Consider the following 13,834-nt stretch of genomic DNA (forward strand, 5'->3'; position numbering starts at 1 on the left):
TTTGCAAATGATTACAGGAATACCTTTGTAACAAAAATATAGAAAGTCCTAAATTATGTTGAAGGAATAATATTTTAGGACTTTTCAGGTGGATAACAACAAGAACAGTCAAGTAAAACCACGACAGGCCAACCTGCAACAACAGACTGAAGTATTGATGCCGGATCAGTCCGAGCGGCAGCGCACCCAACATGCACTCAGAATGATGGCAGGCTTTGTAATTGCTGCTGTAGTCATGACGGCATTGTATTTTGGCCGTGATATTTTTATTCCGCTGGCTTTGGCCATTCTGCTGGCATTTTTACTTTCTCCTCTGGTTTCTCGCTTAAAGCGCTGGGGCTGTCCCCAATGGGCGGCGATTGGCCTGGTCATGTGCCTGACCTTGTCATTTCTGGGCGGCACTGCAACTTATCTGGGAGTACAACTCGGCAAGTTGAGTCAGGAACTGCCGCAATATCAGGACACCATCCAGCAAAAACTGAAAATGCTTGAAAACTATCGTCAGGGACCGAGTATGTGGGATGGTGCGATCCAGACCTTTGACACGGTAGAAAATTCGATAGACACCCCCGAACAGGAAACAGAAGACCCGAATGTGCAGAATGTCAAAGTCGTGGGCCTAGAGCCAACGAGTGAAGAGGCTGCGCTGGACTGGTTGAATAAAATTCTGAATCCACTGGCGATTATCGGGATTGTGTTCCTGTTTATGGTATTGATTTTATTCAATGGTAAAGACCTGCATGACCGCTTTCTGAAACTCTTGGGTGGTAATCTGAATATCGGCACCGATGCGCTGGATGATGCCGGCAAAAGTATCGGAACCTATTTGCGCATGCAGCTGCTGGTCAATGTCACTTATGGCATTCCCATGGCGATTGGTCTGTTATTGATTGGCGTACCGGCAGCGATCATGTGGGGGCTGGTCGCGGTGGTTATGCGTTTTGTACCCTATGTTGGTCCGATTGTTTCAGCTATTTTCCCGATTACGCTGGCTTTCGCCGTTGATCCGGGCTGGGACATGGTGCTCTGGACTGTGGGCTTGATTCTGGTGCTGGAACTGATCAGCAATAACGTAATTGAACCTTGGCTTTATGGGGAAAGTACCGGTCTGTCTACTTTGGCAATTATTCTGGCTGCTACGTTCTGGACCACCCTTTGGGGACCGGTAGGGCTGATCTTGTCGACGCCTTTGACTGCCTGTCTGCTGGTTTTGTCCAATTATGTACCGGCACTGGGTTTTGTCAAAACTCTGCTTGGCAGTACGCCAGTATTGTCCCCCTCCGAACGCTTTTACCAACGACTGGTGGCCGATGAAGTCAATGATGCAATGCAGGTAGCCAATGATTATATCTGTGCGCAATTGCCAAAAAAGCCCAGTGCGGAGGAGGTGGCTCGTCGTGTACAAACGTTCTATGGTGAAGTGGCCATTCCAGCCATTCGGATTTATTCTCAAGGACATGATACCGATGTTACTGCCGAGCACCGGTTGCGTCTTTATCAGGGCTTGCAGTTCTTTAATCATGCTTTCCAAAAAGCCTATCCGAGCAAATTAAATGCTGAACAGCCCGAAGTCTATTGCGTTGGTGCGCGTTGGGAAATTGATACCCAGATTTCTGCCATGTTGGCGCATGCCCTAAATCTCAAAAATATTGCTGCCCGAAATGATCCTGATGTGCTGATTCAATCCAGTGAATCAGGAAAAGGCATTGTACTGCCAGCTTCGATCAAGATTTTATGTGTGTCGATTTTTCATCATGCGCCTGCGGCGCAGATTCGGTTGCTGAAATATAGACTGGCGCAGCAATATCCTGAGCTGAAAATCATTTTTGCGACTTGGAGCGTGATGCAGCTGGAGCTTCTGGATGAACTGCAACAACGTTTTGAGCTGGAGGCATTGGTCAATAATGTCGATGATCTGATTCTGACTATCGAGACTTATACCTTGAATGAAGGGGAAAGCTGGTTTGAGAATCTGGAGATCAAGAATGAAAAAGAACGGCAGCAGGCTTTAAATGAATTGGGATTATTAGATCACCGTCATCAGATCCTTTATAAACAATATATTGAAGAAGCCCGCCAAGCCTTTGATGTCGACTATGCACAAATTTCCTGGCTGGATCAGCATGAAATGTATATTCCAGTCAATCCTTTTACTCAGGAACCTGTAGCTACTCGACAAATGTGTAAAGATTCAGTCTGCACCCATCTGCTTTATCAGAATGAGCCTTTGGTGATAGAAGACTTGCAGCGTGACCCGCGCTTTCCACATCTGTCAGAGTTAAGACAGCATCATATCCGTTTCTATGCCGGTGTGCCCTTAAAAGATAAAAATGGAATTGCGCTGGGGAGTCTGTGTCTGCTGGACAAGCAGCCGAGACAGATGCAGGCCGAAGATATGATTCTGCTTAAGGCTTTGGCACAGGATTTAATGGCGACTTTGAGCAATGAGCGTAAGAAAAAAGATAAACAGAAGCAGATTGAACAGATGCAGCCAGCCACCTCGGCAAGCATTTTAAATAAGGACTAAATGATGAAACAAAAATGGATCTACAGCATCAAAATCATGAGTATCACATTTGGTCTAGCCAGTATCAGCTCATTAAGTCTGGCGGCCATTCAGGGCCTGCATTTTTCACATAAAGACTGGGAAATTGCCTGTGATAATACCGGTACCTGCCGCGCTGCCGGTTATCAATCGGATCAAGATATTGATCAGCCGGTTTCGGTGCTATTAGAGCGTGCTGCGGGTGCAAACAGTGGGATAAAAGCTCAGGTCCAGATTTTACCCTTAGCTGCTGCCACACCGACCAGACAGCTTCAGCTGCAAATTGCCAGCACGCCTTATGGCATGATTGGTTTGAATCGGGAGGGAATAGGACAACTCAATAGCAGTCAAACGCGTGCCTTGCTGAAAGCTGTGCAAGGAACAAGTCCGGTTGTCTTTAAGAATGCGTATTCACGCTGGAACCTGTCGACCTCCGGAGCCAGTGCCGTTTTGCTGAAGATGGATGAATTTCAGCGTCGGCTCTCTACGACCTCAGCCTTGATCAAGCTGGGGAAAAAATCCAATCAGGCGGTGCTTAAAGCCGCAACGATACCGAAAATCCAGATACCAAAATATCAGTCAGGCAAAGTCACTCAAGCAAAACTGAATACGGCAACAAGTCAGCAGATGATTCGAAAACTGCAAGCCACCACCAAGGAAGATCAATGTGATTTGCTGTTTAGCCAGCGTTTTCTGGATGATGATGTTATGACCATTTATCCCATTAATGCCCAGAATCAACTGATTCAGATTCCATGCTGGCGTGGGGCTTATAATATGGGTAGTGGCTTCTGGCTGATGGATCGAAACAAGCAATTTAAACAGTTGGTGACGACCTCGGGAGAAACATTTAACCAAGGCCAGATATTTTCCGGGCATAAAGTGCGTGGTTTGGGCGATTGTCTGAGTCAGAACGAATGGGCCTGGAATGGCAAGAAATTTGTCAAAAGCTTCAGTGGTCTGACCGTACAATGCAAAGGCTTCGCCGGTGGTGCTTGGAATTTACCGACCTATGTAAGCAAAATCATTTATCAGGTCAAATAGTATTGTTTAAAAAATAGCAGTGATAAAAAAGCCTGAATGACTCAGGCTTTTTTAGTTTTGATTTTAAGAAGTGTGATCTTAAAAACGCTTTGGAATTCTCTGGCCATTTGGAACAGGAATTTCAGCATTTTTTAATACCCCAAATAACCAGGTTTCAGCATGCTGTACCGCAGTTTTCAACTGATCACCCATGGCCAGACGTCCGGCAATGAAACTGGCCAGTGAACAGCCTGAACCATGATATTCACCTGGCAGACGTGGACAGCGAGTTTCGTTGACCAGCTCACCTGCGATATATAGGCTGTTCTGAATGTAATCTGGCGTATCTTCATGGCCACCTTTGACCAAAACTGCCTGTGCACCCATTTCAAATAATTTTTGAGTGGCCAGTTTGAGGTCTTGCTCACCCGTCAGGGCGCGTAGTTCAACCGTGTTCGGCGTTAAGATAGTGGCTAATGGAATCAACTGGGTAAATGCTTTGACCAGCGTTTCTTGATTACCCAGCGAACCGCCACTATTCGCGACCAAAACCGGATCCAGCACATACAGATAATCTGGATGTGCAGCCAGAAACTCGGCCAGTGCTGCGATATTGTCTGTGGTGCCTAACATGCCAGATTTTACGCAACGAATGGGCAGGTCATTGACCACCGCATTGGCCTGTGCCAACAGCAATTCTCTGGAAGTGGCTTCGAAACCAAAAACCTGCTGTGAATTTTGAATAGTGAGGGCTGTGCAGGCAATTGCCGCATGTGCACCACTTTGACCAATGGCTTCAATATCTGCTTGAAGGCCGGCTCCACCTGAAGGGTCTAAACCGGAAAAGCAAAGTACGGTAGGGCGCAAAATGATGTCCTTCATTCACTAAAATTGCATTAGTATAGGCAAATTTGAATGAACTCTCGATATTAATTTATATCGGTACTAATGAGAGGGGATGGGCGGTGATTAAGAATATTTTAATTGATCTGGATGGGACATTAACCGATCCGAAAGTGGGGATTACGACGTCTGCACGCTATGGTCTGGAAAAGATCGGTCATCCGATTAGTGACGAGATCAATATCGACTGGATTATTGGTCCGCCCTTAAAAGCCTCGCTTGCCAAAATTTTAAATGTTGAGGCCGATCATGTTCTGGCTGAACAGGCCGTGATGGGTTATCGGGAGCGCTTTGCAGTCAAGGGTCTCTATGAAAATCATGTTTTTGAGGGTGTAGCAGAAACGCTGGCAGAACTGAAACGCCGTGGTTATCGCTTGTTTGTCGCTACAGCAAAACCGACAGTGTATGCCAAACAGATTCTGGAACATTTTGATCTGGCCCAGTATTTTACCGAAATTTATGGTAGTGAGCTGAATGGCGAGCGAACCAATAAAGCTGAGCTGATTCAGTATATTTTAGAGCAGCAAAAATTACAGGCGGATCAATGCATGATGGTCGGTGACCGTGAGCATGACATTTTTGGTGCCCGTCAAAATGGTATTGATACTATTGCGGTAAATTATGGTTATGGCAGTCAGGAAGAGTTAGCACTGGCACAGCCAAAATATAAAATTGACAGCTTTAATCAGTTGCTAGATTATTTTAAATAAACCCTAATTTTCGCTTATTTTATTTGAGCTGATTTTTAGAGATGTTTTTGTTTATAAACTGGTTCATCTATACAGATCAATTCTCTTATTAGATTGTTATCTCAATAAAAAATCCCGCAGTGTGCGGGATTTTTGCTCTTGGACGAACATTTAAAGCGTCAAAAACCAGGTCGATGCCAGCACCACCATAATGATGATCACCAGTAAAATGTTGATGATCGTCATTCGATGTTGGGGTGGAACTCTGGCTTTGGTCAGTGCATTTCCTGCATGGTCAAACAGGATGACATTTTGCACGCTACTTTCATAACCGAGTTCGAGTAATGCGCGCTTTTCAACTTCGGTTAAACCGTCTTCAGGCAGATCCATAATTTGCAGTAACGCTATAGAGCTAAATAACTTCTTCATTACCGATGAGGGTAACAGCTGTTTCAGCGTCACCACGGCTGCATCAAAGTCGGCAATAATACTCCGTGGATGGGCATAAGGCACATCCGGTAGCAGGGTATGCGTAATCGTGCCGTCTATATTCATCAGCTGCATTTTATCTTTATAGATTTGCACCCATACAGCATCTGGAAATTTCACTAATTGATCTTGCAGCATGGAGAAAGTCTGATTTTGCTGATATTTAGTCATTAAATAATCGATAAACAAATCCTGCATCAAGACGGGATTTGTAAGGTTCGGTTATTTGGCAGGAGCACCATACTCATTGTTTTGTTGCTTGGTTTCAGTTGCCCACCACCAGATCAGTACCAGTATGCCAATCACGGTAAGCGTCAGTAATTGCCACCAACCAGAGCGTCCTACATCATGCAAGCGACGCGCGCCAACGGCCAGACTTGGGACTAGAAGTGCCAGATTAAGCAGGCTATTCACCAGCGGTTTAGTGCCTAAAACTGTATCAATTACCTCAGCAACAATGCCTAAAATTACACAAAACAGCATAAAGAACCAAAATTCTTTACGGCGTGCACGGCCGGAAAAGTTTGCATAGTTGGTCAGACATTTTACAAACCAGTCAATGCTGCTGTAATTTTCCTCGGCTTGATCCAGATTTGAATATTTGCCAAGCTGACTGGAAATTTTTTCTCCCAGATAAATAGAACTGCCTGATGTTAAATAAACCTCAGATGCTTCACCCGCGGTATTGACGATAAAATCGACCCGATCACCGCGTGAAGGTGGACGCTCACTACGCCAGTCTGCGCCATTAAAGCTATAGCGCTGATTATCATCCCCCGAGATAAAACCGGTATTGTGTTGAATAGAAAAATCAAGGATTGAACCTTTCATGCTTGTTCTCGTCTATTAAGCTAGATTATTGTTTTAAAGCGACGCAATTTCTTATCAGAATAACTTTAGCATAATCTAATTTTTAAAAGTTTATGGTGAAATGACAATAATTTTTTCATGTTTTTAAAAGCCTTATCGCAATAGTGATTCAGTATTCAATCAACAAAAAATGTAGCGTTGCATGATTTGAAATCAAGAAAATTAAATAGTAATGGAGCTGATTTATCTCTGAATCTTTTATAAGAAATTAAAGCTAAATCTATCTGATGAATATCAAATTTTTCTTTGGAACTATGGTTTGATGTTGTTAAATTTAATATGATGATAAACAGATACTTATAAATTTTAAATTTACAAAAAGCATATAATAATACTAATAAATATAACATTTTATTCATACTTTTTATCTATTAGTAACGATTTTTAAAATCAACAGGCGTATAATAAAAAGCTTCATATTGTGATGAAGGTATCACATTCAATGTATCTCTCCCCATTATCGAAGGCCGTTTACCTTTGCTGTGCCTCTTTCATCTTAACCACGACCACTGTGCATGCTGAAGCTGCTTTCAGTTCGGAAAGCTCGTGGATGCTCGGTGACTGGAACGGGCAACGTACAGCACTCCAAAATCAGGGCTATGATTTCAGTTTTGGTTATACCGGTGAAATGGCAACCTTAATCGATGCGCAAAGATCTTCAAACCATAAAACTGAATATGCGGACCAGTTTGTTTTTGGGGCACATCTGGATCTGGCAAAAATTGCAGGCTGGCAAGACACCGAAGCACAAATAACAGTGACCCAGCGTAACGGTCAGTCACTGTCTCAAAGCGCTGCTGCTTTAAATGGCCATCTGAGTTCAGTGCAAGAAGTCTGGGGCCGTGGTCAAACCTGGCGCCTGACTGATTTATGGATCAAGAAAAAATTCCTGGAACAAAAACTGGATGTGAAAGTCGGACGCTTTGGTGAGGGTGAAGACTTCAATAGTTTTGACTGTGATTTCCAGAATCTGGCCCTATGCGGTTCACAAGTCGGGAACTGGGTTGGCGATCAGTGGTACAACTGGCCGGTAAGCCAATGGGCTGCACGGGTCAAATATAACCTTAACCCTGAATTTTATGCCCAGGTCGGTGTTTATGAATATAACCCTGAGAATCTGGAACGTGGTAAAGGATTTAACCTGAGTACGGATGGTTCCAAAGGGGCAATGCTTCCTGCAGAAGTGGTTTGGGCGCCTAAACTGGGTGAACAGAAACTACCGGGTGAATACCGTGCCGGTTATTACTACAGTACAGCAGAGGCTGAAGTCATTTCCAATCCAGATCAAACCGATCATCACCATGGGGGCTGGATTGTTGCCAAGCAACAATTGACTGCACATCACGGAGATACTTCGCGTGGTTTGACCGGCTTTGTGAATGCGACAGTGCATGACTCCAAAACCAATAATGTCAGTGATATGCAAAATATCGGGCTGGTTTATAAGGGTGCAATGGATTCACGCCCTCAAGATGAAATCGCATTTGGTATTGCACGCATCAACATGAATGACGATGTCAGTGCTGACCGTCATCAAGAAATCGATGCAGAAATTTATTATGGCTTACATGCCACTAATTGGCTCACTATTCGCCCGAATGTGCAATATGTGCGTCACGTCGGTGCATATAAAGATGGTGAAAATGTCTGGGTGGGCGGAATCAAGTTTAATACGTCATTTTAAAATATAGTTTTTAGTTGCAAATACACTATTGAATCTCTAGGTGCTTTGTTGCAGTAATGGGCAATGCCTGCTTAAGACATTGATGTATTTATAACTCAGAATTTAACAATAAGGGTGCTCATGCCTGTCATGTGCATGGACTTTCAAAAAAACTTTTATAGGTGTTCAATATGAATACTTCATCATCAGGTTCAGTACTGAAAACGATTTTAGCGGTCATTGCCGCTGTTTTCGGTATAGGACTGCTGATTGGAGGGATTTATCTTGCAGTGCTGGGTGGGTCTTGGTACTACATCATTGCAGGTATTCTCTTTATTGCGACCGCAGTTCTCTTGTATAAACGAAAAAGTGCTGCACTCCTTGTTTATGCCATATTCGTTTTGGCGACAGTGGTGTGGGGGCTGTGGGAAGTCGGTTCAGATTTCTTTGCACTTGCGCCGCGTTTAGATATTTTAGGGCTGTTTGGTCTGGCCCTGCTGATTCCGGCTACCACACGTGGCTTTGATCATGCTAAAACCGCGAAAATTGCCTTGGGTGCTTCATTAGCCATTACCATCGCTGTCATGATTTATGCTGTATTTAATGACCCGCAAGAAATTCGCGGTGAATTAAAATCCCAGCAGCCTGCAACTCACCAGCCAATTCCCGGTGTGGCAGATGAAGACTGGCCTGCTTATGGTCGTACCCAGTCCGGTTTACGGTATTCACCGTTAAAGCAGATTAATACTGAAAATGTCAAAGATTTGCAGGTGGCTTGGGAATATCACACGGGCGAATTCAAGACTGAAAATGACTCGGGTGAAACCACCAATCAGGTTACCCCAATCAAGGTGGGTGACAACATGTACATCTGTACCACTCACCAGAAATTGACTGCGCTTGATCCGGCAACCGGTAAGGCGAAATGGACCTATGATCCAAAGCTGAAAGCTGATCATACCTATCAGCATTTAACCTGCCGTGGTGTATCTTATTATGATGTCAACAATACGGCTGGTTTTGAAAGCAGTCTTGCTGCTAAGAAAACCACATCGGCTGAATGTCCGCAAAAAGTCATTTTACCGGTCAATGATGGGCGTCTGGTTGCGGTAAATGCAACCACCGGTAAAGTCTGCTCTGACTTTGGTAAAAATGGCGAAGTTGATCTGCAAAAAGATATGCCATTCCCATATCCAGGCGGTTATATTCCAACCTCACCGCCTGTAGTAACCGGCACTACGATCATTATTGCGGGTTCAACTACAGATAACTATTCAACTGAAGAACCATCGGGTGTGATCCGTGGTTATGATGTCAATACCGGTGAACTGCTTTGGGTATTTGACACAGGCGCTGAAGATCCAAATTTGATTCCTGCGCCGGGTCAGAAATTTGTACATAACTCTCCAAATGCTTGGGCACCTTTGGCCTATGATGCAGAGCTGGACATCGTCTACGTACCAACGGGTGTCGGTACCCCGGATATTTACGGTGGTCACCGGACTGAACTGGACGAGCGTTATGCCAACTCGATGCTGGCCCTGAATGCGACGACTGGTAAGCTGGTATGGAACTTCCAGACTACCCATCATGATTTGTGGGATATGGACGTACCTTCACAGCCGACATTGACCGAGATTAAAGACAAAAGTGGCAATATGGTTCCAGCCATTTATGTCTTGACCAAAACTGGGAATGCTTTTGTGCTGGATCGTCGTAATGGTAAAGCGATTGTGCCGATTACCGAGAAACCGGTACCACAATCTGTGAAACGTGGACCCCAAACCAAAGGTGAGTTCTATTCTAAAACTCAACCGTTCTCTGATTTTAATCTGGCGCCACAAGATAAATTGACCGATAAACAGATGTGGGGTGCGACCATGTTTGACCAGTTGGTCTGCCGTGTTGCATTCCATAAACTGAATTACGATGGCATTTATACACCACCTTCTGAAAATGGGACACTGGTCTTCCCGGGCAATTTGGGTGTGTTTGAATGGGGTGGTATGTCGGTGAATCCGGACCGTCAAATTGCATTAACCAACCCGATTGGCCTGCCATTTGTATCAAAACTGATTCCTCAAGATCCGAACCGTCCTAAGACGGCTAAAGGTGCAGGCACAGAAGCCGGCGTTCAACCGATGTATGGCGTGCCTTATGGCGTTGAAATCAGTGCGTTCCTGTCTCCGTTTGGGCTGCCGTGTAAACAGCCATCATGGGGCTTTGTTGCAGGTGTGGACTTAAATACTCATGAAGTGGCCTGGAAACGCCGTATCGGTACCATTCGTGACAGTATGCCAGGCATTCCATTGCCGCCATTCAAAATGGGTGTGCCGATGCTGGGTGGACCTATTTCAACTGCGGGCAACGTGATGTTTGTGGGTGGAACTCAAGATAACTACATCCGTGCCATTAACGTGAACAACGGTGATGAACTATGGAAAGGCCGTCTTCCTGCAGGTGGTCAGGCTACGCCAATGACTTATGAAGCCAATGGCAAGCAGTATGTGGTCATTATGGCGGGTGGTCATGGTTCCTTTGGCACCAAAATGGGTGACTCTCTGGTGGCTTATGCCTTGCCAGACAATAAATAGTTAAACTTTTAAATCAGTATGAAGAAGCCTGATTCGTCAGGCTTTTTTATACGCTATTGTTGAATGCCTACATCGAGTTTTAAGGACGCAGAAAAATGATGTTGATTTGTTGCTGAAAGATCAATTTCATTCAGATCGCATTAAAATAATATTCTTTGTATATGGCTGATTTTAAGCGCTATTCAGATAAAGGATTAATCAAGTCTGAATTTATCGAACACAGAATTTTAAGCTCAAAGTTTTTCTATCCATTGAGCGAACTATATGTCATCGAATCAGCCCATTTATTGGATATCGATGCTTAAAACAAAATGAATTGAATCATGAGATGTACGCCATCTCGATAAGGTATTTGCCGCATTAAACCACTTTCAAATAAGGCCTGTCATTTATGTATCAAAGCCCGAAATTTCCATTTGTGAGATCGACCTTATCCTGCCTGATTGCTTGCGTAGGTCAGAACATTTATGCAGAAAATGACACACAAGAAGTCCAAAGGTTAGACACGATTGTTATTCAAGCGACTCGTACTGACCGGGAGCGATTGACCACACCGGCGTCAGTGTATTATCTGAATCAAGAACAAGATAACAGCATGAATGTGAACCTTTCGGAAACATTAAAAGGTGTTCCGGGATTACAGTTAAATAACCGTGAAAACTATGCCCAAGACCTGCAAATTTCGATGCGTGGCTTTGGTGCGCGTTCCAGTTTTGGTGTGCGTGGTGTGCGTTTATATGTAGATGGAATCCCTGCAACGATGCCGGATGGGCAGGGGCAAACCTCGAATATTGATTTAAACAGTCTGGATCATATTGAGGTTTTAGGTGGTGCATTTTCATCACTATATGGTAACTCTTCCGGTGGGACAATTTTAACCACCACGCGAGAGGGGCAAGGTGCTGACTCGATTGAACTGGGGCATTCTGCCGGTAGTCAAAATAAAGGGCAGACCAAGCTGGTTTTACAAGGCGGTTCAGAAAATGCCGATGAACCGGCTTATATCATCAGCTCGTCTTATTTTGATACCAATGGTTACCGTGACCACAGCAGTGCACATAAAGTTCTGAATAATGCCAAACTGACCTGGGATCTGGAAGATGGTTCTAAAATCAACTGGATGAATAATTACGTTAAAATTGCTGCAGATGATCCGGGTGGTCTAGAGAGAAAGGATTGGAAAGCAAATCCAAAACAAATAGACAGTAGAATTCAGGGATTTAATACAAGAAAAGAAATTGAGCAATTTCAAACAGGTCTTACTTGGAATAAGTCAATCAATGATCAGCATGAACTGTATGGCATGGCCTATTGGGGGCAGCGTGAGGTTATCCAGTATCAATCAATTTCTAAGTTTTTTCAGTCATTAGAAAAACAACCAGGTGGTGTAATTGACTTTGACCGTCAGTTTTATGGTGCAGACCTACGTTGGACAGGTAGAGATATTTTGCCAAATACTAAACTGATTGCTGGACTTGCTGTTGATGCCATGACCGAAGACCGAAAAGGTTATCTAAACTATGTGGGGAATACTTTTGGAGTTAAAGGTGAGTTACGTCGTGATGAAGACAATACCCTGTGGAATTTAGATCCGTATTTGCAAGCTTCTTATCACTTTGCTCCCGATTGGACTTTGGATGCTGGACTACGTTATAGCAACGTGCATTTTAAATCAGAAGATCATTATATTACTGATGTGAATGGTGATAATTCTGGTAAAACTACTTTTGACAAGTTACTGCCATCGCTAAGTTTAAGCTGGAAAATTTTACCTGAGCTGATGACTTATGCCAGTTATGCACAAGGCTTTGAAACACCAACTTTTACGGAAATGGCTTATCCTGCAAGTGGGAGTTTTGATAAAGCCCTTAATTTAAAAGCAGCAGAAAGTGAAACCTATGAACTTGGGTTGAAGTCTGCCAATATTTTAGGTGATTTCACTGTTGCAGTTTTCCATACGACGACTCAGGATGACATTGTTTCTGCAGGTAATGACAATGGTCGCTCTACTTTCCGTAATGCCGATAAAACTTTAAGAGAAGGTATTGAACTCTCCTGGAATAAAAATTTATGGCGTAATCTCACTGCTCAAGCCAGCTATAGCTATATTGATGCTACTTTTGATGCAGATATTCCTGAAATCCTAAGTACCAGTATGCCTGTAACTGTTTTAGTTCCAAGGGTAGCAGCTGGAAACTATATTCCGGGAATTGCTAAAAATCAGGCATTTTTAAGTCTGGGTTGGAAGCCTGAAAGTGGCTTACATGCAGGACTCGATGTGCGTTACTCAGACCGTATTTATGTGAATGACTTGAATTCGGATGCTGCACCAAGCTACACAGTCGCTGGTGCAAATATTGGCTATAATTGGAATATGAAAGATTGGTCTGTCAAAACTTTTGCACGTGTCGATAACCTGTTTGATAAAGATTATTCTGGTTCGGTGATTGTTAATGAAAGCAATAACCGTTTCTTTGAGCCGGCAGAAGGGCGGAGCTGGAGCGCTGGTTTGAGTGTGACAAAAGAATTTTAATTGAAATGATTTAGGGCTGTTAAATTTTCAAAAAACAAAATCCCGCTTCCTGAGCGGGATTTTTTAATATTTAAGTTTTGAAAAGTTGATCAGAGGATTTGAGATAAAACTAGATCTTTTGCTGATTCACCCGTTTCGATAATTCCTCGGCACTTTCGACCCGTTCAGAATGTCGATCGGTGAGATAAGCAGACTGATCACGGGTGAGGAGGGTGAACTTGTAAAGTTCCTCCATCAGAAGTTGTTCTAGATATTCTTTCGGCTCCGCAGCGCGCAGCGTTTAGCAATGAAGATGGGGAAATGATTATTGATGAAGCAGGGAAGCGGTTGAAATAAATCGCAGGATTTAAAGTCGATCATTCAGATCATAAAAAAGCCACCGCGAGGGTGGCTTTTATTTAGGGTCTGTTGACATTTACTGTTCATAATTAACCCTATAAAGGTAGCCATAAAAATATACAGGCTAAAGCAACAGAACTTTGATAATTTCTTTTGAGCTTGTCATATCGAGTAGCTATTCCTCTA

The 13,834-nt window shown here is 43.7% G+C and carries 9 protein-coding genes and 3 pseudogenes; 7 read left to right on the top strand and 5 right to left on the bottom strand.

Annotation, left to right across the window (positions count from 1 at the left end; all coding sequences use genetic code 11):
* Positions 1-88 precede the first annotated feature (88 nt).
* Both FTV42_RS12895 and FTV42_RS12900 read left to right on the top strand, forming a co-directional pair.
* Positions 89-2,527, top strand: coding sequence for an AI-2E family transporter (locus tag FTV42_RS12895; protein ID WP_180038994.1), 2,439 nt, complete (start codon positions 89-91; stop codon positions 2,525-2,527).
* Between the two features lie 3 nt (positions 2,528-2,530).
* Positions 2,531-3,589, top strand: a complete 1,059-nt coding sequence (locus FTV42_RS12900; RefSeq protein ID WP_180038995.1) for a DUF1176 domain-containing protein — start codon at positions 2,531-2,533, stop codon at positions 3,587-3,589.
* A 78-nt stretch (positions 3,590-3,667) separates the two neighbouring features.
* Here the strand turns inward: FTV42_RS12900 and FTV42_RS12905 are convergent, their stop codons facing one another.
* The gene (locus tag FTV42_RS12905) at positions 3,668-4,435 is read right to left on the bottom strand and encodes a hydroxymethylpyrimidine/phosphomethylpyrimidine kinase (RefSeq protein WP_035341206.1); all 768 of its coding nucleotides are present in this window, start codon (positions 4,433-4,435) and stop codon (positions 3,668-3,670) included.
* A 98-nt stretch (positions 4,436-4,533) separates the two neighbouring features.
* On the opposite strand from FTV42_RS12905, the gene FTV42_RS12910 reads away from it, so the two are divergent.
* Positions 4,534-5,181 (top strand): HAD family hydrolase, encoded by a 648-nt coding sequence (locus FTV42_RS12910; protein WP_044111104.1) that lies wholly within the window; start codon positions 4,534-4,536, stop codon positions 5,179-5,181.
* 150 nt (positions 5,182-5,331) lie between these two features.
* On the opposite strand, the gene FTV42_RS12915 is transcribed toward FTV42_RS12910, so the two are convergent.
* Both FTV42_RS12915 and FTV42_RS12920 read right to left on the bottom strand, forming a co-directional pair.
* Positions 5,332-5,847, bottom strand: a complete 516-nt coding sequence (locus tag FTV42_RS12915; RefSeq protein WP_180038996.1) for a hypothetical protein — start codon at positions 5,845-5,847, stop codon at positions 5,332-5,334.
* Between the two features lie 24 nt (positions 5,848-5,871).
* Positions 5,872-6,480, bottom strand: coding sequence for a DUF805 domain-containing protein (locus tag FTV42_RS12920; protein ID WP_004732088.1), 609 nt, complete (start codon positions 6,478-6,480; stop codon positions 5,872-5,874).
* A gap of 481 nt (positions 6,481-6,961) precedes the next feature.
* Here FTV42_RS12920 and FTV42_RS12925 point away from each other — a divergent pair, with 481 nt between their 5' ends.
* From FTV42_RS12925 to FTV42_RS12935, 3 genes are all read left to right on the top strand, one after another.
* Positions 6,962-8,203 (top strand): carbohydrate porin, encoded by a 1,242-nt coding sequence (locus FTV42_RS12925; RefSeq protein WP_180038997.1) that lies wholly within the window; start codon positions 6,962-6,964, stop codon positions 8,201-8,203.
* 170 nt (positions 8,204-8,373) lie between these two features.
* Positions 8,374-10,776 carry a glucose/quinate/shikimate family membrane-bound PQQ-dependent dehydrogenase gene (locus FTV42_RS12930; protein WP_180038998.1) on the top strand — a complete coding sequence of 801 codons (2,403 nt, stop codon included), beginning with the start codon at positions 8,374-8,376 and terminating at the stop codon, positions 10,774-10,776.
* 391 nt (positions 10,777-11,167) lie between these two features.
* Entirely contained in the window at positions 11,168-13,309 is a 2,142-nt protein-coding gene (locus FTV42_RS12935; RefSeq protein WP_180038999.1) for a TonB-dependent receptor, read from the top strand.
* A 109-nt stretch (positions 13,310-13,418) separates the two neighbouring features.
* Here the strand turns inward: FTV42_RS12935 and FTV42_RS17610 are convergent.
* Positions 13,419-13,547 (bottom strand): annotated as a pseudogene (locus tag FTV42_RS17610) (arsenical resistance protein ArsH); the annotation flags it as partial.
* Here FTV42_RS17610 and FTV42_RS12940 point away from each other — a divergent pair.
* Positions 13,541-13,645, top strand: a pseudogene (locus tag FTV42_RS12940) (arsenate reductase (glutaredoxin)); the annotation flags it as partial. The pseudogenes FTV42_RS17610 and FTV42_RS12940 sit on opposite strands and share 7 nt — an antisense overlap.
* Before the next feature lie 98 nt (positions 13,646-13,743).
* Here FTV42_RS12940 and FTV42_RS12945 read toward each other — a convergent pair.
* Positions 13,744-13,834 (bottom strand): annotated as a pseudogene (locus tag FTV42_RS12945) (IS5/IS1182 family transposase); the annotation flags it as partial.

The sequence above is a fragment of the Acinetobacter sp. YH16052 genome, from assembly GCF_013417155.1.
Classification (GTDB): domain Bacteria; phylum Pseudomonadota; class Gammaproteobacteria; order Pseudomonadales; family Moraxellaceae; genus Acinetobacter.

Excerpts from the sequence above, each read along its gene's own strand:
- FTV42_RS12900 (WP_180038995.1), top strand. The coding sequence starts at position 2,531 with ATGAAACAAAAATGGATCTACAGCATCAAAATCATGAGTATCACATTT.
- FTV42_RS12915 (WP_180038996.1), bottom strand. The coding sequence starts at position 5,847 with ATGCAGGATTTGTTTATCGATTATTTAATGACTAAATATCAGCAAAAT.
- FTV42_RS12920 (WP_004732088.1), bottom strand. The coding sequence starts at position 6,480 with ATGAAAGGTTCAATCCTTGATTTTTCTATTCAACACAATACCGGTTTT.
- FTV42_RS12925 (WP_180038997.1), top strand. The coding sequence starts at position 6,962 with ATGTATCTCTCCCCATTATCGAAGGCCGTTTACCTTTGCTGTGCCTCT.
- FTV42_RS12930 (WP_180038998.1), top strand. The coding sequence starts at position 8,374 with ATGAATACTTCATCATCAGGTTCAGTACTGAAAACGATTTTAGCGGTC.
- FTV42_RS12935 (WP_180038999.1), top strand. The coding sequence starts at position 11,168 with ATGTATCAAAGCCCGAAATTTCCATTTGTGAGATCGACCTTATCCTGC.